This window comes from Streptomyces sp. NBC_00637, from assembly GCF_045161545.1.
Lineage (GTDB): Bacteria > Actinomycetota > Actinomycetes > Streptomycetales > Streptomycetaceae > Streptomyces.
In genome coordinates this window covers 7,220,664-7,242,351 of the sequence record NZ_CP109046.1, presented here as the reverse complement: position 1 = coordinate 7,242,351, position 21,688 = coordinate 7,220,664, and the positions used below count along the sequence as shown (strand labels likewise).

General features: G+C 72.3%; 21 protein-coding genes. 10 read left to right on the top strand and 11 right to left on the bottom strand.

Translation table 11 applies throughout. The features are described from left to right. Positions 1-72 precede the first annotated feature (72 nt). On the bottom strand, positions 73-1,983 hold the full coding sequence (locus tag OG440_RS31910; RefSeq protein ID WP_406010207.1) for an RICIN domain-containing protein: 1,911 nt from the start codon (positions 1,981-1,983) through the stop codon (positions 73-75). Positions 1,984-2,381: 398 nt separating this feature from the next. Here OG440_RS31910 and galU point away from each other — a divergent pair, with 398 nt between their 5' ends. Beyond that, positions 2,382-3,320: a UTP--glucose-1-phosphate uridylyltransferase GalU gene (gene galU, locus OG440_RS31905; protein WP_406010206.1), complete on the top strand. Its 939-nt coding sequence runs from the start codon at positions 2,382-2,384 to the stop codon at positions 3,318-3,320. Between the two features lie 90 nt (positions 3,321-3,410). On the opposite strand, the gene OG440_RS31900 is transcribed toward galU, so the two are convergent. Then, positions 3,411-3,848 carry a DUF4442 domain-containing protein gene (locus OG440_RS31900; RefSeq protein ID WP_406011512.1) on the bottom strand — a complete coding sequence of 146 codons (438 nt, stop codon included), beginning with the start codon at positions 3,846-3,848 and terminating at the stop codon, positions 3,411-3,413. Positions 3,849-4,214: 366 nt separating this feature from the next. Here OG440_RS31900 and OG440_RS31895 point away from each other — a divergent pair, with 366 nt between their 5' ends. Next, on the top strand, positions 4,215-5,267 hold the full coding sequence (locus OG440_RS31895; protein ID WP_406010205.1) for a hypothetical protein: 1,053 nt from the start codon (positions 4,215-4,217) through the stop codon (positions 5,265-5,267). A gap of 118 nt (positions 5,268-5,385) precedes the next feature. Here the strand turns inward: OG440_RS31895 and OG440_RS31890 are convergent, their stop codons facing one another. From OG440_RS31890 to OG440_RS31880, 3 genes are all read right to left on the bottom strand, one after another. Continuing rightward, the gene (locus OG440_RS31890; protein WP_406011511.1) at positions 5,386-6,177 is read right to left on the bottom strand and encodes a spermidine synthase; all 792 of its coding nucleotides are present in this window, start codon (positions 6,175-6,177) and stop codon (positions 5,386-5,388) included. 126 nt (positions 6,178-6,303) lie between these two features. Next, positions 6,304-7,473, bottom strand: coding sequence for an elongation factor Tu (tuf, locus tag OG440_RS31885; protein WP_406010204.1), 1,170 nt, complete (start codon positions 7,471-7,473; stop codon positions 6,304-6,306). 286 nt (positions 7,474-7,759) lie between these two features. Next, on the bottom strand, positions 7,760-8,488 hold the full coding sequence (locus tag OG440_RS31880) for a DNA alkylation repair protein (protein WP_406010203.1): 729 nt from the start codon (positions 8,486-8,488) through the stop codon (positions 7,760-7,762). A 49-nt stretch (positions 8,489-8,537) separates the two neighbouring features. On the opposite strand from OG440_RS31880, the gene OG440_RS31875 reads away from it, so the two are divergent. Beyond that, positions 8,538-9,347 carry a TVP38/TMEM64 family protein gene (locus tag OG440_RS31875; RefSeq protein ID WP_406010202.1) on the top strand — a complete coding sequence of 270 codons (810 nt, stop codon included), beginning with the start codon at positions 8,538-8,540 and terminating at the stop codon, positions 9,345-9,347. 58 nt (positions 9,348-9,405) lie between these two features. Here the strand turns inward: OG440_RS31875 and OG440_RS31870 are convergent, their stop codons facing one another. Further along, positions 9,406-10,575 (bottom strand): thiolase family protein, encoded by a 1,170-nt coding sequence (locus OG440_RS31870; protein WP_406010201.1) that lies wholly within the window; start codon positions 10,573-10,575, stop codon positions 9,406-9,408. 136 nt (positions 10,576-10,711) lie between these two features. Here OG440_RS31870 and OG440_RS31865 point away from each other — a divergent pair, with 136 nt between their 5' ends. Then, positions 10,712-11,182, top strand: coding sequence for a winged helix-turn-helix transcriptional regulator (locus OG440_RS31865; RefSeq protein WP_406010200.1), 471 nt, complete (start codon positions 10,712-10,714; stop codon positions 11,180-11,182). Between the two features lie 139 nt (positions 11,183-11,321). Here the strand turns inward: OG440_RS31865 and OG440_RS31860 are convergent, their stop codons facing one another. From OG440_RS31860 to OG440_RS31845, 4 genes are all read right to left on the bottom strand, one after another. Beyond that, positions 11,322-12,065, bottom strand: a complete 744-nt coding sequence (locus OG440_RS31860; RefSeq protein WP_406010199.1) for a hypothetical protein — start codon at positions 12,063-12,065, stop codon at positions 11,322-11,324. An 87-nt stretch (positions 12,066-12,152) separates the two neighbouring features. Beyond that, positions 12,153-12,869, bottom strand: a complete 717-nt coding sequence (locus OG440_RS31855; protein WP_406010198.1) for a cupin domain-containing protein — start codon at positions 12,867-12,869, stop codon at positions 12,153-12,155. Next, on the bottom strand, positions 12,863-13,792 hold the full coding sequence (locus OG440_RS31850; protein WP_406010197.1) for a PmoA family protein: 930 nt from the start codon (positions 13,790-13,792) through the stop codon (positions 12,863-12,865). The genes OG440_RS31855 and OG440_RS31850 overlap by 7 nt, the downstream gene beginning before the upstream one ends. Then, positions 13,789-14,964 (bottom strand): Gfo/Idh/MocA family protein, encoded by a 1,176-nt coding sequence (locus OG440_RS31845; RefSeq protein ID WP_406010196.1) that lies wholly within the window; start codon positions 14,962-14,964, stop codon positions 13,789-13,791. The genes OG440_RS31850 and OG440_RS31845 overlap by 4 nt, the downstream gene beginning before the upstream one ends. Positions 14,965-15,401: 437 nt before the next feature. On the opposite strand from OG440_RS31845, the gene OG440_RS31840 reads away from it, so the two are divergent. The 6 genes from OG440_RS31840 (at position 15,402) to lnt (ending at position 20,793) form a co-directional block, all read left to right on the top strand. Further along, positions 15,402-16,277, top strand: a complete 876-nt coding sequence (locus tag OG440_RS31840) for an undecaprenyl-diphosphate phosphatase (RefSeq protein WP_406010195.1) — start codon at positions 15,402-15,404, stop codon at positions 16,275-16,277. A gap of 170 nt (positions 16,278-16,447) precedes the next feature. Then, the gene (locus OG440_RS31835; protein ID WP_406010194.1) at positions 16,448-16,627 is read left to right on the top strand and encodes a hypothetical protein; all 180 of its coding nucleotides are present in this window, start codon (positions 16,448-16,450) and stop codon (positions 16,625-16,627) included. 214 nt (positions 16,628-16,841) lie between these two features. After that, entirely contained in the window at positions 16,842-17,834 is a 993-nt protein-coding gene (locus OG440_RS31830; protein WP_406010193.1) for a YhjD/YihY/BrkB family envelope integrity protein, read from the top strand. A 138-nt stretch (positions 17,835-17,972) separates the two neighbouring features. Continuing rightward, positions 17,973-18,506 carry a GNAT family N-acetyltransferase gene (locus tag OG440_RS31825; RefSeq protein WP_406010192.1) on the top strand — a complete coding sequence of 178 codons (534 nt, stop codon included), beginning with the start codon at positions 17,973-17,975 and terminating at the stop codon, positions 18,504-18,506. Positions 18,507-18,587: 81 nt separating this feature from the next. Continuing rightward, positions 18,588-19,055 carry a nuclear transport factor 2 family protein gene (locus OG440_RS31820; RefSeq protein ID WP_406010191.1) on the top strand — a complete coding sequence of 156 codons (468 nt, stop codon included), beginning with the start codon at positions 18,588-18,590 and terminating at the stop codon, positions 19,053-19,055. 163 nt (positions 19,056-19,218) lie between these two features. After that, positions 19,219-20,793 carry an apolipoprotein N-acyltransferase gene (gene lnt / locus OG440_RS31815; protein WP_406010190.1) on the top strand — a complete coding sequence of 525 codons (1,575 nt, stop codon included), beginning with the start codon at positions 19,219-19,221 and terminating at the stop codon, positions 20,791-20,793. Here lnt and OG440_RS31810 read toward each other — a convergent pair. Then, positions 20,711-21,622, bottom strand: a complete 912-nt coding sequence (locus tag OG440_RS31810; RefSeq protein ID WP_406010189.1) for a Gfo/Idh/MocA family protein — start codon at positions 21,620-21,622, stop codon at positions 20,711-20,713. The genes lnt and OG440_RS31810 overlap by 83 nt on opposite strands. Positions 21,623-21,688 lie beyond the last annotated feature (66 nt).

Sequence of the window (21,688 nt, the reverse complement as noted above, 5' to 3'; positions counted from 1 at the left end):
AGAGGAGCGAGAAGGACACAAGAGGAGGGAGGAGCCACTCCCCTCGGGCGGCCCCTCCCTCCGGTTCGCGGCTCAGCGGCCGAGGACTCCGGTCACGTCCGTGACGACGTTCCCGAGCGCGTCGGACACCCCGGCGGGCGCCGGGAGCGCGTCGAGGAGCGTCGCGGCGACCGGCGGCCCGGCCGGGCCGGCCGGCTGATCGCAGCACTGCACCTGGGCGACCCTCGTCTCGAACTCCGGCGCTGCCGGCGCGGTTTGGGCGGGCGCAGGCGCGGTGTCCGGGGCGAGGGACCGGTCACCGCGCGGCGCCGGCAGGTCGGGGGAGCCGGGTGTGCCCGGAGCGGGCGGCCGCGCCGTACTCCCCGCGGCCGGACCGGACGCCGCCGGGGCCGCCTCGGCCGTGTCGAACACCCATCGCTGTCCGCCGGAGCCGTCCCGTTCGGTGACCACCACGGGCGCTCCCGGCCGGCCGGCGGCGCGCGCGACGACCAGGCCGTCGTCCCGCCGCAGCAGGAGTTCCCCGCGGACGGTCAGATCGAAGAAGGTCTCACCGGCGTGCACCAGGCACCTGACCAGCGCGGTCGTCCGGTGGCCGGGGTCCGCCGCCAGGCAGAGCGTCGGGTCGGCGGCGCTGCGCAGCAGGCCGTCGTCCTGGTACGACCACTGCTGTGACGGGGCCGCCGAGCATCCCGCGAGGACGATGCCCGCTCCGGGCCGGGCCAGGCCGCGGGCGGCGTCGAGGCAGAGCTGCGTGTCCGGGCTGCGCAGCCTGCCGTGCGCGACCTCGGCGGACCGGGACGCGGAGGCGGCCGACGGGGATCCGGAGGACGAGGGGGTGTCGGAGCCAACGGGCAGTTCGCGTGCGCCGGTGGCCGGGGTACCGGTCCCGCCGACGGGCGCGCCCCAGGTGGCCCCGGGTCCGGGGACACCGTTGTCATCGGACCAGCCCTTGGCCGCGAACAGGGTCGCGACCAGCGCGAGCGAGGTCAGCCCCACGCCCACCAGCAGGGCCTTGGGCCGCCTGCCGGGCAGATCGAGCAGTCCCGCCGAGGTGGTGCGGTGCCGGCCGCCCGTGACGGGCGGGCGCCGAGCGGCGGGCCCGGTCGGCACGGAGGGCCCGGCCGGCACGGCGGCGGAGGCCGTGCGTCCGGGGCGGGAGTCGAGATAGCGGCGGGCGCCCCAGCCCAGGACCGTCTCGGCGAGCAGCGCGTCGAGGCCCTCGTCGAAATGGCTGAGCTGTTCGGCGGCGTGCCGGCAGAAGCGGCAGTGTGCGAGATGCTCCCGGACATCGGGGAGCAGGGTCCCGCCGCGGCGCAGCGGAATGTCGAGGAGCCGGTTGTAGAAGCGGCATTCACGCGTCGGCGCGAGTTCCCGGTGGGCGCGGACACAGCCGGCCCGGAATTGTTCCCGCGCCTGTTCCAGGGCGGCCGCCGCGGAGAGGTCGTCCACACCGGACAGACCGGCCGGTACGGATATGGGTTCCGCCTCCACCTCCGTGTGCCACAACAGGCATTGGGAGGCGGCCGGGAGCAACTGGAAAGAACGCTCGGCGAGTTGCCGTCTTTCGGCGGTGACCGCCCGTGCTGCGCGCAGTCCGCGACCGCCCACGGTTTTCCGCAGCTCCGGCAGAACATCGGCCACTCCGTCGGTGCCGGCCCATTTTCGGACCGTCTCCCGTACGGCTACGAGGAGTTGGGGACGCAGGGCACCGCCGGTGCGCCCGTCCGCGAGCCGTCCGAGCACCTCGTGGAACGCGGCGGCGGCCACGAGCCGCGCCGTGTCCTCGGTGCCCGCCAGGCAGACGGTCGCGTAGTCGTGGGCCGCCCGCCAGTGGCGGGCGAACAGCAGGGCGATGGCATGGGCCCGTAGGTCGTCACCGGCCGGACGGGCGGCCAGCCGTGCGGCGAGCTGGGGATCGGAGTCGCCGGGTGACCAGCCGGGGCGGGGCGGGTGGGGCGGGCGTGGGGGGTTGGGGGATTGCACGGAACCTTTTCCTTCCAAGCCGACGAACGGCACGGAAAAGCACGGTGTCGGAAAGCCGGTGCCTGATTGGTGCGTACCTTTGTCTGACCAGGCACGTTGGCCTGATCCGGCCCATCCGTAAGGGGAGGCTCACCTTCGCACATGCGGATCACAGGAAACAAGCAGTTCGAGTGACCCAAGTTCAAAGCGCGGGAATTTCAGATAAGTTACCGGCGGTATCCGCACCCGCATTCGAAATGCTTCCGGATCCGCCGACTCAACTTGTGGACACACAAAGCCGCCTGACACACCGAATCTCCGCCTTCCGGCCCGGAGCGGCCGGCCCCTCTCCGGCGCGGGGAGGACGCACAGGAATCTCTGATCCGACTCCCGGGATACTCCCATCCCGGTACGACAGCATGATCCGCATGAGCGCCCCCCACTCCGCACCCAGTGTTCGCAAAGCAGTCGTCCCGGCCGCCGGCCTCGGTACGCGCTTCCTGCCCGCCACCAAGGCGACGCCGAAGGAGATGCTGCCGGTGGTCGACAAGCCGGCCATCCAGTACGTCGTCGAGGAGGCGGCCGCCGCGGGTCTGGACGACGTCCTGATGGTCACGGGCCGGCACAAGCGGGCCATCGAGGACCACTTCGACCACGCCTTCGAGCTGGAGCAGGCGCTCGCGGCCAAGGGGGACACGGTCCGGCTGGACGCGGTGCGCGACCCGGCCCGGCTCGCCGACATCCACCACATCCGGCAGGGCGACCCGCTCGGGCTCGGTCACGCGGTGCTCTGCGCCCGCAACCACGTCGGGGACCAGCCGTTCGCGGTGCTGCTCGGCGACGACCTCATCGACCCGCGCGACACCCTGCTCAGCCGGATGCTGGAGGTCCGCGACCGGTACGCCGGCAGCGTGGTCGCCCTGATGGAGGTCCCGCCGGAGCAGGTCCATCTCTACGGCTGCGCGGCCGTGGCCCCGTCAGGCGAGGACGGGGTGGTGCGCGTCACCGGTCTGGTGGAGAAGCCCGCGCGCGAGGACGCGCCCAGCCGGTACGCGGTCATCGGACGGTACGTCCTCGACCCGGCCGTCTTCGACGTCCTGGAGCGCACCGCACCCGGCCGCGGCGGTGAGATCCAGCTCACCGACGCCCTCCAGGAACTCGCGGCGGGCGGCACGGTGCATGGCGTGATCTTCTCGGGCCGCCGCTACGACACGGGCGACAAGGCGGACTATCTGCGCACGGTCGTCCGCCTGGCCTGCGACCGGCCGGACCTGGGGCCGGAGTTCGTCGCCTGGCTGAGGGAGTTCGTGGCCGGTCTGGAGGACGGCGACGCGGACGGGGAACGGTTCGCGGCCTGACCGGAGCGTGGCGTGCGGCGCCGCCGAGGGCCCCGGGGCGCCGGGACCGGGGCCGCCGTCCTCGCCCGGCCCCGCTCGGCGGCCCGGTGATCAGCTGTTGGGACGCAGGGTCCAGGTCACCGTCATCTCACCGGTGACGGCCCCGTCGGCGCGGCGGATCTCGATCGCGACGGGGAACTCGGGCCGCTCCCCCGCGTCGAGCTGCGCGACGACCTCGGCGGCCGGGCGGCCCAGCGTGGCGGTGGCGGTGACCGGGCCCATGGCCAGCTTGCGGTAGGCGATCTCGGCCCCGACGGCGAGCGGCACGGCGCGCGAGAGCTGGTCGCCGAACGCGGCGAGGACGATCGCGCCGCTGGCGGACTCGCCGAGCGTGAACATGGCCCCGGCGTGCGGGCCGCCCACGTGGTTGTGGAACTCACCCTGGTCGGGCAGGGCCACCACGGCCTTCTCCGGCCCGGCCTCGAGGAACTCGAGGTTCAGGGTCCGGGCCATGGGCACCGTGGCGGCGAGCATCTCGCCGATGGACATCTGGTCTGCGCTCATGACCATGATGTTACCTGTGAGTAGCTTCGGCTGGCCAGACCGGCGTGACGATCGCCTCACGACCTCACGACCTCACGACCTCCCGGCCCTCCGGCTCACCGGCTCACCGGCCCCGGCCACCCGCCCTCCGGCTCCGCGTCCTCCCGCTTCCGGCCCCCTACGGCGCCCGGCCTCCTCTCCGCATCCCGGTCCGCCGGCTCCGAGCGGCTCACCGACGGGGGCGCGGATGCCGCAATCCGGGAGCACACGGGCACACTTCGCGTGTCCCGGCCCTTCGATCGCTGATTCGGTACGTCCCTGACAAGGGGCGGTGACCGAATCGTGTCCAGGACGGCACTAGGGTTTCTGGCCATGTGGCCAGGACAGCAGCCGCCCGGGGGAGAGCAGAACCCGCAGGCGCAGAACAATCCGTACCAGCAGCCGGGATACCAGCAGCCGAATCCGTATCAGCAGCCCGGCTACCAGCAACAGCCCGACCAGCAGCCCAACCCCTACGCGCAGCAACCGCAGTGGGGCGCCCCGTCGCCCGCGGGGACGCCCATGCCCCCGACCATGCCCGGTGCGAGCGGCGGAGGCGGCGGCAACCGGACGAAGCTGATCGCGATCATCGCGGCCTCGGCAGTCGTCGTGGCCGCCGGTGTCACCGGGTTCCTGGTGCTGGGCGGCGACGATGACGACCCGGCCGAGGCGAAGGGCAGCGCGAGCCCCACGGTCTCCACGTCCGGTTCCGCAGCGCCGTCCGGCTCCTCCTCGTCCGGCACGGACGACAACCCGCGCGGCACCGAGACCGCGAAGGCGACCGTCGCCGGCTGGAAGGTCGTGGTGAACCCCAAGTGGGGCATCGCCTTCGACGTGCCGGCCGACTGGGAGGTGCAGTCGCCGGGGCTCAGCCAGGGCTTCGAGTGGGAGGACAAGGAGCAGCCCGACGGCTACGACCAGATCCTCCAGGGGGGCACGGCCGAGTTCAAGTCCAAGTGGTGCTCCACGGACTCCGACAAGGACGGCAAGACGGAGGACACCGCGCTCGCCGTGGTCGGCAGCAAGGGCGCCGAAGGGGCCAAGTCGACCGACGAGATCGCGATCAACACGCCCGCCTGGTGGGTCTTCGGCGGCTACACCGAGCCGGACAAGAAGAGCCTGACCTTCGAGAAGAAGGCCACCGCCTTCACCACCGCCTCCGGCATCGTGGGCAGTTACGCCTGGGCCCAGTCGACGAACACGCCCCAGAAGGGCAAGTGCGACAGCGACGGCAAGGCGATCACGTTCGGCTTCAAGAACTCCAACGGCGACTACGTGTCGTGGAACCTGTACGGGGCCAAGGGCGTGAAGGACGAACTCCCGAAGGCCACGATCATGCAGATCCTCAGCACCGTACGGCTGAACGGGACACCGACGCAGAACTAGCGCCGACCGGATCACCGGCCGCGCCGCGCGCCGCGGAACTCCGCGCGGGCCGTCGGCCGGTGACCGTCCGGCGGTACTCCGGGGTCCGCGAGCACCCCGGATCGGCAAGGCCCGTCGTTCAGCCGATGCCGAACGCGCCCTCGGGCGGTTCGGGGGACGGTACGGCGTCCTCGTCCCGTACCGGACGGGCGTCGCCGATGAAGCGGCGCAGGGCGACACCGTGCTCGACCCGGGCCGGGAAGGCGTCGGAGGCGGTGCGGCGGGCCAGGGTGGTCACGTCGAGCGGCCGGTGCGCGGCGACGAGCACCGCGTTGCCGAACCGGCGGCCGCGCAGCACGGCGGGCTCGGCGATGAGGACGAGTTCCTCGAACACCGCCGCGAAGTTGGCGAGCTGGGACCGCAGGAAGCCGAACGGCGCCGCGTCGGCGAGGTTCGCCAGGTACACGCCGTCGCCGCGCAGGACCCGTCCGGCCGCCTGGGCGTACGTCAGGGACGTCAGCCGGGCGGGGACGCGCGAGCCGCCGAAGACATCGGCGACGAGCGCGTCGGCGGAGTTCTCCGGGGCCGCTTCCAGCCAGTCCCGCGCGTCGGCGGCGTGCAGCGCGACGCCCGCGCCGGCCGGGACGGGCAGGTGCTCGGCGATCAGCTCCAGCAGCCCCCGGTCGAACTCGACGACGTCCTGCCGGGAACCCGGCCGGGTCGCGGCCAGGTACCGGGGCAGGGTGAGCGCACCGCCGCCGAGGTGCAGGACGTCCAGGGGCCGCCCCGCCTCGGCGACGGTGTCCAGGACATGCCCGAGGCGTCGCGCGTACTCGAACTCCAGGTACGTCGGCTCGTCCAGATCGACGTACGACTGCGGCGCCCCGTCGACCGTCAGCAGCCAGGCCCGCTCCCGGTCGACGTCGGGCATCAGCTTGGCGGTGCCGTGGTCGACGGCGCGGGAGACGGGTATGGGCTCGTCGTTCACCGTCCCATTGTGCCCGCGGGCCACGCCCCCCGGGGCCCCGCGCACGTCGGCCACGGACACCGGCCGCCCTCACAGCACGGCTGTCACGGTCCCCGCGCCCACGGTCCGGCCACCCTCGCGGATGGCGAAGCCGAGACCGGGCTCCAGCGGAACCTCACGTCCCAGCTCGACGGTCATGCCGACCGTGTCCCCGGGCCGCGCGACCGGGATCTCGCCCAGGTCCACGTCCCCGACGACGTCCGCCGTGCGGATGTAGAACTGCGGCCGGTAGCCGGTCGCGACCGGCGTGGTCCGGCCGCCCTCCCGCCCGGACAGGACGTACACCCGAGCCGTGAACCGCCGACTGGGCACCACGCTTCCCGGCGCCACCACCACATGGCCCCGCCGGACGGCGTCCCGGGGCACCCCGCGCAGCAGCAGCGCCACGTTGTCCCCGGCCTGCGCCTCCTCCATCGGCTTGCCGAAGGTCTCGACGCCCGTCACCACGGTCTCGACACCCGCGCCGAGTACCTGCACCTGGTCCCCCAGGCGGAGCCTCCCGCGCTCCACGGCACCTGTGACGACGGTCCCGCGGCCGGTGATGGTGAGCACGTTCTCCACGGACAGCAGGAACGGCGCGTCCAGATACCGCTCGGGCATGGGCACATAGGTGTCCACCGCGTCGAGCAGCGCGTCGATCGACGCCGTCCAGCGGGGGTCGCCGGCCAGGGCCCGCAGCCCCGACACCCGGACGACGGGCGCGGAGTCGCCGCCGTAGCCGTGCTCGGTGAGCAGGTCGCGGACCTCCAGTTCGACGAGGTCGATGAGCTCCTCGTCACCCGCGTCGGCCTTGTTGAGCGCGACCACGATGTGGTCGACGCCCACCTGGCGGGCGAGCAGGACGTGTTCGGCGGTCTGCGGCATGATCCCGTCGAGCGCGGAGACGACGAGGATCGCCCCGTCCAGCTGCGCGGCGCCGGTGACCATGTTCTTGACGTAGTCGGCGTGGCCCGGCATGTCGACGTGCGCGTAGTGCCGGGTGTCGGTCTCGTACTCGACGTGCGCGATGTTGATCGTGATGCCCCGCGCGGCCTCCTCCGGGGCCCGGTCGATGCGGTCGAACGGCACGAAGGTGCCGGTGCCGCGGTCGGCGAGGACCTTGGTGATGGCGGCGGTCAGGGTGGTCTTGCCGTGGTCCACGTGCCCCATGGTGCCGATGTTGAGGTGTGGTTTGGTCCGCACGTAAGCGGTCTTGGGCATGGCTGTACCTCGAAGCGTGTCCGTAGGAAGCGGGGACCCCGGGAAACCGGCCGACCCTCCCCCTGCGGGGTCCGCCGGACGATCCGGAGAGGGTCAGCTTCGGGCGCCGTCGACAGCGGCCACGAGGAGTGGGACGGCAGCCTTCGGCGTATCCGCGACCGCGGATGCTGCGAGGAGGAAGGCGTACCGGAACATGGGGCCGATCATCGCCGACGGTCCGTTCGGCGTCGAATGGTTTTCGCCGGATGGGGCGGGCCAGGCCCCGATGCCCGGCACGGACGAACCGCTAGGCCGTGTCCCCGATGTTCCTCAGCGCCTCGCGCACCGTCAGCGGCGCGAAGCGCTCCCGTTCACGGGCGACGAACGCGCGGACGGCATCCGGGTCGGTCTTGGCGTACTCGCGCAGGGCCCAGCCGATGGCCTTGCGGATGAAGAAGTCCGGGTGGCCGGAGCGGAGCAGACAGTAGGCGAAGAGCCGGTCGGCGTCGGTGTGTTCCTTGCGGCGGAGCTGGTGGAGCAGGGCCGTACGGGCGACCCACACGTCCTCGTCGACGATCCAGACGTCCATCTCCGCGCCGAGCCGGGAGTCGGCCGCGACGAGCGCGCCGACCATGTGTGCGGCGAGCGGGTCGACCGTGTCCCACCACGACTTGGTGGTCACCAGACGGCGCGCCACCGGCAGGAACGCCGACGACAGGCGTGGCGTGTGGCGGCGCAGGTAGTCGACGGCGAAGTAGTGGTACTCGCGCTGCGGCAGCGCCCAGCAGCGCAGCGCGATCGCCGTGCAGTCGGCCTCGTCGGGGCGGGGCGTGCCCGCCAGGACGGTGCGGGACAGGGCCCGGCGGGCGGGGGTGGGGAGGCCGAGGAAGGGGGCCACGTCCTTCATGTACGCGCCCATGGCCGCCGCCCGCTCCGGATCGGCCTCGGCTCCGTACGCGGTCGTCAGCCGCTCCAGCACAAGGTCGGCGAGAACGCTGTCCGGCACGCCGATCGCGACCGCACCTGTGACCGTCATGAGACGAACCATACGGCGATCACACACGTCCGTCGGTTAGTGTCGCGGGATGCTCGATGCCACCACCCGCTCTGGGGGCACCGCCACGGCCTCTCCCCGGGCCACCGCCACGGAGCTCGTCGTCCACGCGTTCGCTCCCGTGCCCGTCATCACGCCCGTCGCCGCCGCGGCCGAGGCACCCGACGGCCTCGCCGCGCGCTGCTCGAGAGTGCTGCGCTCGCCCTGGTCCCGTTTCGCGCTGCTGGTCACGCTGCTCGCGGCGGCCGCATCGAGCGTGCTGCTCTTCGAGCCGCAGAAGCTTCTCGCGGACGGCTGGCCACCCCAGTTGGGCGGTGTCTCGGCGGCCGCGGTCTTCGCGGTGGCGTACGGACTGTGCACGGTGGCGTTCGTTCCCCGACCGCTGCTGAACCTGGCCGCGGGCGCGCTGTTCGGCTCGCAGTGGGGCATCACGGCTGCGCTCGCGGGCACGGTGCTGGGGGCCGGGATCGCCTTCGGACTCGGCCGGGTCCTCGGACAGGACGCGCTGCGGCCGCTGCTGCGCGGTCGGCTGCTGAAGGCGGCGGACGGCCAGTTGAGCCGGCACGGCATGCGCTCGATGCTGGCGGCCCGGCTGTTCCCCGGGGTGCCGTTCTGGGCCGCGAACTACTGCGCCGCCGTCTCCCGCATGGGCTGGCCGTCCTTCCTGGTGGCGACCGCGGTGGGCTCGATACCGAACACCGCCGCGTACGTCGTCGCCGGGGCCCGCGCCTCCTCCCCCACCTCGCCGGCCTTCCTGATCGCCATGGCCTGCATCACCCTGCCGGCGCTGGTCGGCGCGGTGGTGGCCTGGCGCAAACGCCACCACCTGCGCCCCGCGTGACGGCCTCGCCGCACAGCCGCACAGCCGCCTCGGGCTTCGGCCCCCGCCCGCCCGTCCGTCACACGGATTCCAGCACCATGGCGTTGGCGAGCCCTCCCGCCTCGCACATCGTCTGCAGGGCGTAGCGGGCGCCGCGTTGCCGCATGGCGTGCACGAGGGTCGTCGTCAACCGGGTGCCGCTCGCGCCGAGCGGGTGTCCGAGCGCGATCGCGCCCCCGTGCACATTGACCTTGGCGAGGTCGGCGCCGGTCTCCTGCCGCCAGGCCAGGACCACGCTGGAGAACGCCTCGTTGACCTCGAAGAGATCGATGTCGTCGAGCCGTAGCCCCGCCCGGCGCAGCACCTTCTCGGTCGCCGGGATCACGCCGGTCAGCATCAGCAGCGGATCCGAGCCGGTGACGGCGAAGCTGTGCAGTCGGGCGAGCGGACGCAGGCCGAGGCGGGCGGCGGTCTCGCCGGAGGTGATCAGTACGGCCGAGGCGCCGTCGTTGACCGGGCTCGCGTTGCCCGCGGTGACGTTCCACTCGATCTGCGGGAAGCGCTCGGCGAAGGCCGGGTCGTAGTAGGCGGGTTCGAGGCCGGCGAGGATCTCGGGGGTGCTCCCGGGCCGCACGCACTCGTCGCGCGAGACGCCTTCCAGGGGCGCGACCTCCGCGTCGAAAAGCCCCTGTGTCCAGGCCTCGGCGGCCTTGCGGTGCGAGGAGACGGCGAAGGCGTCCATCTGCTCCCGCGTGATCGACCACTTGGCGGCGATGAGCTCGGAACTGATGCCCTGCGGGACGAGGCCCTCCGGGTAGCGCGCGGCGACGCCGGGGCCGAACGGGTCCTTGCCGGGCGGCACGTTGGACCACATCGGCACTCGGCTCATCGATTCGACACCGCAGGCCACGACGAGGTCGTACGCGCCGGAGATGACGCCCTGCGCCGCGAAGTGCACGGCCTGCTGGGAGGATCCGCACTGCCGGTCGACGGTGGTCGCGGGGACCGTCTCCGGGAAGCCCGCCGAGAGCAGCGCGTAGCGGGTGGTGTTCATGGCCTGCTCGCCGACCTGGTCGACGGTGCCTCCGATGACGTCGTCGATCAGCGCGGGATCGACGCCGGAGCGGTCGACGAGGGTGCGCAGGGTGTGGGCGAGGAGTTCGACGGGGTGGACGTGTGCGAGGGAGCCGTTCGGCTTGCCCTTGCCGATCGGGGTGCGTACGGCTTCGACGATGACTGCGTCACGCATGTGCGGTGCCTCCATGACGAGCACGAGCGGCGAAAACTACCGGTGAGTAGGAAATCCGAACTCACCATAACCCCGTGAGTTGGAAATTCCAACCGACATCGATTTGTTTTTCCAACCGTCCCCTAGACTGGCCGTCATGGCCGCCTCCAGAGACCCGCGCCCCTGCTCGATCGCCGACACCCTCGCCCTGGTCGGGGAGAAGTACTCCCTGCTCGTCCTGCGGGAGGTGTGCCTGGGGAACGCCCGCTTCGACCAGCTGGCACGCAACATCGGCGCCCCGCGCGACATCCTGGCCACCCGGCTGCGCCGCCTGGTCGACGCCGGCATCCTGACCAGGCGTGCCTACAGCGAACGCCCGCAGCGCTTCGAGTACCGGCCCACGCAGGCCGGGCTGGAACTGGAGCCCGTCCTGATGACGCTCATGGCGTGGGGCGACCGCCATCTCCGCGAGGACGCCGACCGCCCCATGGTGCTCGAGCACGTCTGCGGGAACGAACTGCTCCCCGTGGTCACCTGCGCGGCCTGCGGCGACCGGGTCCGCCACGAGGACGTGAGCGCCCACCCGCAGGCGCCCGGCTGGACGGTGGCGGGCCCGTCGGCAGCCTGAAGCCGCACCGCGTCGCACCGCACGGGGCGTCACGGATCGCCGGGCGGGTCGGCGGTACGACCGGGCGGCGCGACGGGCGCCTGCCGCCCACCCGGAGCTCCCGGACGACCTCGCCCGGGGATATCGATCCCAAAGGCCGTCAGGCTCCCAGTTTCCGGATCTGCGCGGTGACCAGTTCCGCCGGCACCTTCGCCGCGGAGCCGTTACCGGAGGCGGTGTAGAAGAGGACGACCGTGGCGCCGCTGCGCACGACCACGAACGCGTCCGCGCCGTCCCCCCGGGTCCGCAGGCCGAAGGCGACGGCGTCGTCGCCCGCGTCGGGGGCGGTGGCCGCCTCGACGGTGGTGCGGGCGGGCACGCCTCCCTCGTAGGCGGTGCACTTCTTCAGGGCGGCACGAAGGCCGTCGAGGATGTCCCCGGCGTCGGTCGCGTCGTAGGACATGAGGCCGATCATGGTGGCGGAACCCGCCGTGGGGCCGGCCCCGCCGAAGGCGAGGAGACCGACGAACGCCTCGGGGCCCGGGTCGGGCGAGGCGGTGCGCATGTTCTCCAGCGGCTGGCAGTCCGCGGGCCGGGCGGTCGAATCGCCGTCGGGCTTCACGGGAAAGTCGGTGATCTGGTAGCCGTCCACGTCTCCGCCGACCAGCGCGGCGGACTTCAGCCGGGCCTCGCCGAGCGGTTGCGCGGGCGCCTCCGACGCGGAAGCCGACGTGGAAGCCGACCCCGGTCCTCCGGAGGCAGCCCCCCGTGCGGCCGCCGCGTCCGAGGTCTTCGCATCGGAACCGCCGCTGCCTGCGCCCCCGCATCCGGCCACCAGAAGCGCCGTGGAAAGGACCGCCGCCGTCGCCTTGATCCGCACCTGCTGACTCCCCGCTCTCGACATCGGTCGATTGGATCATTCAGGCAGGGAAGCCGCGGGGGTATCGCGGAAACTACGTCAGCCGGTCCCCCGCACCCTCATGACCCGGCACTAGGGCAGCGCGTACACGTCCAGCCACCCGCACATCCCGAACTTCCCTCGCGATGAGGGCTGTTCGACCCGGACGGCGGCCTCGGCGAGATGGGACACGTCGCCGGCCGCGAGCCGGTCGAGCTGGTCGCCCGTGGTCTGCGCGGCCGCCCGGGCACCGCGGTTCCAGCGCTCGCGCCACTCGGTGAGCCGGGGCTCCACCAGCGCGGCGGCGGCCCGGTGGAAGGCGGCCAGGGCGGCCGGAGCGTCCGTCGCCTCGCGCAGCGCCCGGTAGCCCTCCAACGCGAGGTCGCGCCGGGCACGGGCGATCCGGGCCTGCTCCTCCCGCGGGGCATCGGCCGGGATCGCGGTCGCGGCGGCGTAGGTCTCGGGGTCGGTGAGGTACTCCGGCGGCAGGGTGAGCACCGCGTCGCCGGCCTCCGGCAGCCCGCTGTTCTGCATCAGCACGGTGATGTGCAGGTCGTCCTCGCCGACCAGCCGGTGGATGGTGCCCGGCGTGAACCAGGCGAGCGTGCCGGGCGCGAGGGGTGTGACCTCGTCACCGGAGACCGTCAGGGTCTGCACCGCGCCGCGCCCGGCCGTGACGACGTACCCCTCCGAACACGTCAGGTGCATATGGGGAGTTCCGCCGAGCAGGCCGTCGGCGGCGGGCCAGTCGTACACCCGCAGGTGCGAGACGGCGACCCCGCCGGGCAGGCCCGCGTAGCCGCTCACCACGGATGCGCCTCCAGGTACTTGGCGATCTCCTCCCGCTCCCAGGCGCCGTCGGCCACCACCACGCGGTAGCGGCGGGTGAGCGTGTCGCCGGGGGCGAGTTCGAGCTCGTCGAAGAAGGACCAGGAGGGGGCGATGCCGGCGAAGGGCTCGTTGCGGACGAACCAGTGGGCGGGGTGCGCTCCCCGGGCACCGGAGTGGTCGTTCTCGGGGGCGTGCGCGATGACGACGGTGGCATGACCGTCGGCCCCGTCGTGTTCACCGGAGAGGGCGAGCCAGGGGCCCTGCGAGGCCATCAGGCCGGGGCCCTCGCCGTCCGGGCCGATGATCCGCCCGTCCCGGAAAGCGCGCGGTCCCCGCCAGAACAGGCCGGTGTAGCCCGCCAGTTCCCGCCCGGCGGTGGTCGGGCTGCCGAAGCGGAGCGGCTCGTCCCGGCGGTTGGTGACGGCGCTGGTCCAGGTCAGCGCCCAGGCACCGGCGTCCGGGTCGACGTCGTGCACCTCGATCCGACGTGCCTCCTGCGCCCACAGTTCACCGCTGTGCGGATGCCAGGTCAGCCGCTCGGCGATGACGACGCGGCCGCCGTCCGCCGACACCTCGTCGAAGCCGACGTGCTCCATCGAACCGACCCGCTCGGGAAGTTCGAGATACCCCTCACCGTGCACATACGAGTTGCCGCCCCACAGGTTGGCGCCCGACAGGTGCGAGGCGGTCAGCGAGAGACCCTTGTGCCAGCGGTGGTCGTTGGGCCGGTAGTCGGTGACGACGTCACCGGCCAGCGTCCGCATCGGGTGGATGTACGGCCTCGGCGCCTCCCACGCGGACTCACGCCGGTAGACGTAGGCGAGCAGCTCGACGCCGGTGGCCTGGTCGGTCACCGTGACGCGGTCGCCGTGCGCGTGGACGAGCCGCAGACCGCCGGTCACGCGGACACCTCCGCCTTCGTCACCGTCTCCGTCTCCGTCTCCGGCGCCCAGCCGGGGGCACCACCGTGCAGAGCCGTGTAGTACGGGTCGCCCGGTCCGATCTCGCCCCGTCGCACCGTCGTGTCGGTGAACGCCGACTTGTACAGCGCGCTGATCAGCTCCAGGCTGGTGCGCCCGTCCGCGCCGCTGCTGCGCGGCCGTCGGCCGGCGCGCATGCTCGCGACCAGCTCGCGCAGCTGCGCCAGGTGCGAGCTCGGCACGTCGGGGCCGAAGTCCTGCCAGGCCGCCGCCAGGTCCTCGGGGACACCCGGGGCGGGTGTGATGTGCCAGTCGGCGTTGGAGTGGCCGTAGAGGTGGGTGAGTTCGACGGTGGCACGCTCGCAGTCGATCCGGATGCGGCTGACCTCGTCGGGGCTCAGGACGCTGTTGACGACCGTCGCCATGGCCCCGCTCTCGAAGCGGACCAGGGCGGTGGACACGTCCTCCGTCTCCACGTCGTGCACGAGCCGGCCGGCCATCGCGCGCACCTCGCTCCACGGACCGAGGAGGTCGAGCAGCAGGTCCATCTGGTGGATGCCGTGGCCCATGGCCGGGCCGCCGCCCTCGGTCTGCCAGCGCCCGCGCCAGGGCACTGCGTAGTAGGAGGTGTCGCGGTACCAGGTGGTCTGGCAGTGCGCGACCAGCGGCCGTCCGACAGCCCCCTCGGCGAGCAGCCGCCGCACGTGCCGGGTCCCGGAGCCGAAACGGTGCTGAAAGACGATCGAGGAGTACGGCCCCGCCGCGGCGCCCTCCTCCGCCTCCACCGCGTCGTAGTCGGCGAGGGTCGGCACCGGCGGCTTCTCGCACCACACCCAGGCGCCGGCCCGCAGCGCCGCCACGCTCTGCTCGCGGTGCAGGGTCGGCGGGGTGCAGATGGTCACCAGATCGGGGCGCTGCTCCGCCAGCATCCGCTCGAGGTCGGTGTACGCGTGCGGCACCCCGCTCTCCGCGCAGAAGGCCTCGACGGCGCCGGCATCGATGTCGACGGCGGCCACGACCTCGGTCTCGCCCTCGGCGGCGAGCTGCCGGAGGGCGGTGAGATGGGAGCCGCGCCCGATCGCGCCGATACCGACGATGGCGGCCCGGACACGGCGGCCGGCGAGCGCGGCAGGCAGCGGAGTGGATGGGGGCATGGGCGTGATCAGCACTCCTCCGACGTACGGCCGAACGACCGGGCGGGCCAGCAACCGAAGGGAAGCGTGCGGTACCTGCACGCAGCAAGCGCTTTCCCATCGGCAGCAACGTATGTGGCGGCCGGGCGGCCGGTCAACCATCGCGACCCCTGTCCCACACCCTGATCACGCACGTGAGGGGCGTGCCGTCGGGGGCGGGACCGGAGGGAGGGGGAGGTTCGCGTCCGTCGCGTGACGGTTTTCCGCCGCTCGCGTGGAGGAGGACGGGCGCCGTCGGCGCGAGACCCCGCGCGGCGGCTGCGAAACCCCTGTGCCGGGCCTGTCGTCCGGGAACGCTACGCTTCCCCCCGGCACACACCTGATCACCTGATCATCGCGCGCGACGGGCCGACCGTCGCCGTCGCCCTCTCCGATCGGCACTTGGACTCCGTAACCTCATGTCTTGGTTTGAATCCCTCATCCTCGGACTCGTCCAGGGGCTGACCGAGTTCCTCCCCGTCTCCTCCAGCGCGCATCTGCGGCTGACCGCGGCGTTCTCCGGCTGGAAGGACCCGGGCGCCGCTTTCACGGCGATCACACAGATCGGTACCGAGGCCGCGGTGCTGATCTACTTCCGCAAGGACATCGGCCGGATCATCTCGGCGTGGAGCCGATCGCTGTTCGACAAGACGCTGCGCAAGGACCACGACGCCCAGATGGGCTGGCTGGTGATCGTCGGCTCGATCCCGATCGGCGTTCTGGGCGTGACGCTCAAGGACCAGATCGAGGGCCCCTTCCGTGACCTGCGGATCACCGCAACGATGCTCGTCGTCGTCGGCATCGTGATCGGCATCGCCGACCGACTGGCGGCGCGCGACGAGACGGGCGGGAAGCACCGCGCGCCGAAGCAGCGCAAGAACCTGGAGAACCTGGGCGTCAAGGACGGCCTGATCTTCGGCCTCTGCCAGGCCTGCGCGCTCATCCCCGGCGTCTCCCGCTCCGGCGCCACCATCAGTGGCGGCCTGTTCATGGGCTACAAGCGCGAGGCCGCGGCCCGCTACTCCTTCCTGCTGGCCATTCCGGCCGTACTGGCCTCCGGTGTCTTCGAGTTGAAGGACGCGGTGGAGGGCGGCCACGTGGCGTGGGGGCCGACGATGTTCGCGACGGTGATCGCCTTCGCGTCCGGATACGCGGTCATCGCCTGGTTCATGAAGTTCATCAGCACGAAGTCCTTCATGCCGTTCGTCTACTACCGCGTCGTCCTCGGCGTCGTGCTGATCGTGCTGGTCAGCATGGGTGTGCTGTCGCCTCACGCGGCGGAATCCGCGGGCTGACCACCACCGCGGCGCCCCGCCGGGCAGCCCGGCACCACGCACGCGTCGGCCCTCCCGCCCGAACCGGCCGGAGGGCCGACGCGGTTGATCGATCGACCGTGACCAAGCCCATATCCGCGCGCGTAGCCGTCCGGTAGCGCAGTGTCAGTGCTTGCGCCTAGGCTTGGCCCATGTCCCCGAACTCTGTGTCCCCTGGTTCCGTGCGGTCCGCGACCGAGTTGAACGAGCGGATCCGGGACCTCTGGCTGCGCGCGGGCGGTTCGCTCTCCGTCCAGGAGCGGGCGGAGTACGAGCTGCTGGTCGTGGAGTGGGCCATCGCGATCCGCGGCGAGGTCGTCAAGGCCGCCTGAGCCCGCACCCGCGCCCTTAGGGCGCGTGACGGCGGGCCCAGGACGCCTGGGTGCGGGCTCACCTGGGGCCCGCACCCAGGCGTCGTGGGCACGCACCCGGGCCACCTCCCTCCCCCGCCCCCTCCCGGCTGCACATTCCCCGCGTGTTCCCTCACCCTCCGCGGGCTCCCCCGTGTCGTCCCGTGTCGGGTCCGCGACCGTCCGTTACGCTCGCGTGGCCACAACGGTCACGTTCTTCATGGAGGGCAGCACGGCGGGGATCAGGCGCGAACGCCTCGTCAGAACGCTGACGTTCTGGCTGCGTCCCGCCTTCGCGTTGCGCGTGATCAACCGGTTCCAGAAGATCGTGGGCTTCGACCGGTCGATGGCGCTGGCGTCCAGCGCGTTGACCGCGCTGGTCCCGCTCTCGGTCCTCATCGGCGCCGTCGTGAGCAGCTTCGCGCACTACGACGCCGCGGAGCAGATCATCAACCGCTACCACCTCACCGGAGCCGGCGCCACCGCCGTCAGCTCCCTCTTCTCTCCCGCGGAGGAGAACAGTGCGAGCGTGGGCGTCTTCGGAGCCGTCTTCCTGACGATCTCGATCCTCAGCTTCGCCCGGGCCGCGCAGCGGCTCGTCGAGCAGACGTGGGAACTCAGTCCGCTCAGCGTGCGAAACACCCGCAACGGCCTGTGGTGGATCCTCGGCCTCGGCGGCTACGCACTGTGCACCGCCGTGCTCACCGCGTTCCTCGGCGTAGGCGAACTGGGGCTGGTCGCCTCGGTGTGCGAGGTACCGGTGACCGCCGCGTTCCTCGCCTGGAGCGGACGGCTCCTGTCGGCGAAGCGGATCGACTGGCGGGACCTCGTCCCCTTCGCCGTCACCGCCGCCGTCCTGACGGCCGCCTATTCGGTGGGCGCCGCCGTCTATCTGCCGCGCCTGTTCAACTCCTACGCCGCACGTTACGGGGTGGTGGGAGCGGTCTTCGCGATGATCTCCGCGCTCTTCGCCGCCATGCTGGTCATGGTCGGATCGTCGGCACTGGGGCGAGAGGTACGGGACGAGCTCGACCGGATCCGTCAGGGGCACCGCCCTTCCGACCACGAGGTCCGTCGGCAGTGGGACACCGTGGTCGAGCAGGCCCGGTCACGGTGGCACACGGCGCGGGGGCAGATCTCCCGCCATCAGACGAAGGACCCTCGTCAGACCAAGGACCCCGACGGCTGAGAGCCGGGCAACGGCCTGGCCGGGGCCTTCACGGGACCCGGGCGGACTCGGCGGCGCCGCCGGCCGCCCCGGGGCGCCGGTCATCGCCGATCGCCGCCGATTACCGGTGAGGCTCTGACCTTGGGCAGGATGGTCACCATGACCGAGATCCGCACCCCCCGTCTCCTCCTCCGCCGCTGGCACGACGACGACCTCGTACCCATGGCCGACATCAACAGGGACCCGTATGTCATGCGCTGGGTCGACGACGGCTCGGTTCTCGACCTGGACCAGACGGCGGAGGCGCTGGAGCTGTGGGAGGAGGAGTGGGACGAGGAGGGCTTCGGGCTCTTCGCCGTGGAGCTGCTCGCCTCGGGCGAACTGGCCGGCTTCACCGGCCTGTCCCTGCCCTCGTTCCTGCCGGAGGTGATGCCCGACGTGGCGATCAGCTGGCGGCTCGGAGCACCGTTCTGGGGCCAGGGCTACGCGTCCGAAGCCGCCCACGCGACGCTGGAGTTCGCCCTCCAGGATCGTGGCCTCGACCGCGTCGTCAGCATCAACCGGATCGGTGACGACGCCTCCGAGAACGTCAGCCGCAAGCTCGGCATGGCCCCGGTACGCGAAACGGTGCACCCGGTCCACGGCTTCGCGCTGCACGTTCACGCCATCGACCTCACCGAGTTCCACGGGTGACCTGGCCGTCCCGGAGGCGGGGGACCGGATCGTTCCCGCACAGAGCTTGGCTGAGCAGCCGTCATGCCCAACACTCGGGCCATGACGCAGCGTGTGGAACTCGCCACCGTAATGGACCGGTTGGCCGTCGACGAGTTGGTCACCGACTACGCGACAGCGGTCGACGACGGTGACTGGACGGCGTACCGGGGGCTGTTCACCCCGGACGGACGGGCGGACTACCGCTCGGCCGGCGGTGTCGAGGGGGAGGCCGAAAACGTCGCCGTATGGCTCGAGGAGAACCTGAGGCTGTTCGCGATGCGACAGCACCTCATCGTCAACCGCCGGGTGCGCTTCGGGGTCCTGGACCAGGACACGGGCGACACGGCCCGGATCCAGGCCGACTACGTCAACCCGATGCGGCTCGCCACCGGCCAGGACGACGCGGAGGCCGGTGCGCCGGACTTCGTCTGCGGCGGCAGGTATTCCTTCGGTCTGCTGCGGACGGACGCCGGGTGGCGGGTGCGTGAGGTCGTCGTCCGGGAGAAGTGGCGGCGCCTGCCCGGCTGAGCCGGAAGCAGAGGCGGTGGCGGTGGCGGAGGTGGAGGCTCGCAGGACACGTCGGGACATCTCTGGACACCTCAGGATGACGGAGCCGGAAGGGACGCCACCTGTCGGAGATCGTCCGAGGGGCGCACACTGGAGTGCCCCCGAGGGGGTAGGGAGGTGCCATATGAAGACGTTCGGACACTGGCTCACCTCCCCCTGGCGGCGTACGGCCGTCGCGACTCTCGCGGGCGCGCTGCCCGTGCTCGCGTTCCCCGCGCCCGCCCTGTGGTGGTGGGCCTATTTCGCGCTCGTCCCGTGGATCCTGCTCATACGCTCCGCGCCGACGGGACGTCGGGCCGCGTACGACGGATGGAGCGGCGGGTTCGGTTTCATGCTGGCCATGCACCACTGGCTGCTGCCGAGCCTGCATGTGTTCACCCTGGTCATCGCGGCGCTGCTGGGCGCGCTGTGGGCTCCGTGGGCGTCGCTGGTGCGCCGGTTCCTCACCGCGGACGAGCCGGTGGTCGGCCGCGGGCAGGTGTTCGCCGCGCTGCTGGTGCTGCCCTCGGGCTGGCTGGCGATCGAGCTGGTCCGCTCGTGGCAGGGGCTCGGCGGGCCGTGGGGCATGCTCGGGGCCAGCCAGTGGCAGGTGGAGCCCGCGCTGCGGCTCGCCTCCGTCGGCGGGGTGTGGCTGCTCAGTTTCCTGGTGGTTGCGGTCAACGTGTCGGCCGCCGTGCTGATCTCCGTGCCGGCGTCCCGGGCGCCGGCCGTGGCCGGTCTCGTCGCCACCGCCGCCACGGCCTCGGCCGCCTGGGTGTGGGCACCGCGCCCGGACTCCGAAGGACAGGCCCGGATCGCCGTCGTGCAGGCGGGGATGATCGACGGCCCGGACAGCCGATTCGACCGTGAGGAAGAGTTGACGCGGCGGCTGGTCGGGCAGGACGTGGACCTGATCGTCTGGGGTGAGAGCAGCGTCGGCTACGACCTCCACGACCGGCCCGGCCTGGCCCGGCGCCTGGCCGAGCTGTCCCGCGTCACCGGCGCCGACATCCTCGTCAACGTCGACGCCCGTCGCTCCGACCGGCCCGGCATCTACAAGAGCTCGATCCTCGTCGGGTCCGAGGGCCCGACCGGCGACCGCTACGACAAGATGCGGCTGGTGCCGTTCGGCGAGTACATACCGGCCCGTTCCCTGCTGGGCTGGGCCACCTCCGTCGGCAAGGCGGCCGGCGAGGACCGGCGGCGCGGCACCGGGCAGGTCGTGATGGACGCCGGGCACGGCCTGCGCATCGGGCCGATGGTGTGCTTCGAGACGGCGTTCCCCGACATGAGCCGGCACCTGGCCGGGGACGGCGCGGACGTGCTGGTCGCGCAGTCGTCGACCTCCTCCTTCCAGCAGAGCTGGGCGCCCGCCCAGCACGCCTCGCTGGGCGCGCTGCGCGCCGCGGAGACCGGGCGGCCGTTCGTCCACGCCACCCTCACCGGCGTCTCGGCGGTGTACGACGCGAGTGGCCGGCGGGTCGGCTCGTGGCTGGGTACGGACGCGAGCACGACGGCCGTCTACGATGTTCCGCTCGCCGACGGCGTCACCCCGTACGTGCGCTACGGCGACTGGCCGGTCCACGGGGCCCTGCTGGTACTGCTGGTCCTCGCGCTCACGGAGGGCGCGCGGACGGTCAGGCTGCGGCGGACCGCTCCCGCACCGCTCGTACCACCCGCTCGCACAGCTCATGAGTCGCCAGCGCGTCCCGGGCGCTGAGCACCTTGCCCGCGCGCACGGCGTCGAGGAAGGCGAGGACCGCCTGCTCGATGCCGCGCTGGCGGGCCACCGGCACCCAGTCGCCGCGCCGCCGCACGGTCGGCTGCCCCTTGTGGTCGATCACCTCGGCGAGGTTGACGACCTGGCGCTTGGTGTCCTGACCTGACACCTCGAGGATCTCCTCGTTGGACCCGCTGAGCCGGTTCATCACGCCGAGCGCGGTGAAGCCGGGTCCGGCGAGCTGGAGGACCACGTGGTGCAGCAGGCCGTCCTCGACCCGGGCGCGCACGGTCACGTCGTCGATTGGGCCCGGCACCAGGAAGCGCAACGTGTCGACGACGTGGATGAAGTCGTCGAGGATCATCGTGCGCGGCTCCTCGGGCAGCCCGACCCGGTTCTTCTGCAGGAGGATCAGCTCGCGCGGGTGGTCGGCGCACTGGGCGTAACCGGGCGCGAGACGCCGGTTGAAGCCAACGGCGAGGGACACGTTCCGCGCTTCCGCGAGCGTGACGAGCCGCTCGGAGTCGGCGAGTTCGTACGCGAGGGGCTTGTCCACGTACGTCGGGACGCCCGCCTCCAGCAGCCGGGCCACGATCTCGGGGTGCGCGGCGGTGGGAGCGTGCACGAAGGCGGCGTCGAGGCCTGCGGCGAGGAGCGCGTCGAGGTCGCGGTGACGCTGCTCCCGGGGCAGCCGAAGACCGTCGGCGACCCGGTCGAGCGTGGCCGGCGTGCGGGTCTGGACATGGATCTCGACTCCGGGCAGCGCGCCGAGCACCGGCAGATACGCCTTCTGCGCGATGTCCCCGAGTCCGATGCAACCGACCTTCACGGGCACTCCCTCGCTACCTGTCCCACGCTACCGGGCCCACCGCCCGGTCTACCTGCACGGCAGCAT

Coding starts and splice junctions, on each gene's coding strand:
- galU (WP_406010206.1), top strand. CDS start 2,382: ATGATCCGCATGAGCGCCCCCCACTCCGCACCCAGTGTTCGCAAAGCA.
- lnt (WP_406010190.1), top strand. CDS start 19,219: ATGAAGACGTTCGGACACTGGCTCACCTCCCCCTGGCGGCGTACGGCC.
- OG440_RS31825 (WP_406010192.1), top strand. CDS start 17,973: ATGACCGAGATCCGCACCCCCCGTCTCCTCCTCCGCCGCTGGCACGAC.
- OG440_RS31895 (WP_406010205.1), top strand. CDS start 4,215: ATGTGGCCAGGACAGCAGCCGCCCGGGGGAGAGCAGAACCCGCAGGCG.
- tuf (WP_406010204.1), bottom strand. CDS start 7,473: ATGCCCAAGACCGCTTACGTGCGGACCAAACCACACCTCAACATCGGC.
- OG440_RS31890 (WP_406011511.1), bottom strand. CDS start 6,177: ATGCCCGACGTCGACCGGGAGCGGGCCTGGCTGCTGACGGTCGACGGG.
- OG440_RS31900 (WP_406011512.1), bottom strand. CDS start 3,848: ATGTCCATCGGCGAGATGCTCGCCGCCACGGTGCCCATGGCCCGGACC.
- OG440_RS31820 (WP_406010191.1), top strand. CDS start 18,588: ATGACGCAGCGTGTGGAACTCGCCACCGTAATGGACCGGTTGGCCGTC.
- OG440_RS31835 (WP_406010194.1), top strand. CDS start 16,448: ATGTCCCCGAACTCTGTGTCCCCTGGTTCCGTGCGGTCCGCGACCGAG.
- OG440_RS31880 (WP_406010203.1), bottom strand. CDS start 8,488: ATGACGGTCACAGGTGCGGTCGCGATCGGCGTGCCGGACAGCGTTCTC.
- OG440_RS31845 (WP_406010196.1), bottom strand. CDS start 14,964: ATGCCCCCATCCACTCCGCTGCCTGCCGCGCTCGCCGGCCGCCGTGTC.
- OG440_RS31875 (WP_406010202.1), top strand. CDS start 8,538: ATGCTCGATGCCACCACCCGCTCTGGGGGCACCGCCACGGCCTCTCCC.
- OG440_RS31865 (WP_406010200.1), top strand. CDS start 10,712: ATGGCCGCCTCCAGAGACCCGCGCCCCTGCTCGATCGCCGACACCCTC.
- OG440_RS31870 (WP_406010201.1), bottom strand. CDS start 10,575: ATGCGTGACGCAGTCATCGTCGAAGCCGTACGCACCCCGATCGGCAAG.
- OG440_RS31840 (WP_406010195.1), top strand. CDS start 15,402: ATGTCTTGGTTTGAATCCCTCATCCTCGGACTCGTCCAGGGGCTGACC.
- OG440_RS31860 (WP_406010199.1), bottom strand. CDS start 12,065: ATGTCGAGAGCGGGGAGTCAGCAGGTGCGGATCAAGGCGACGGCGGCG.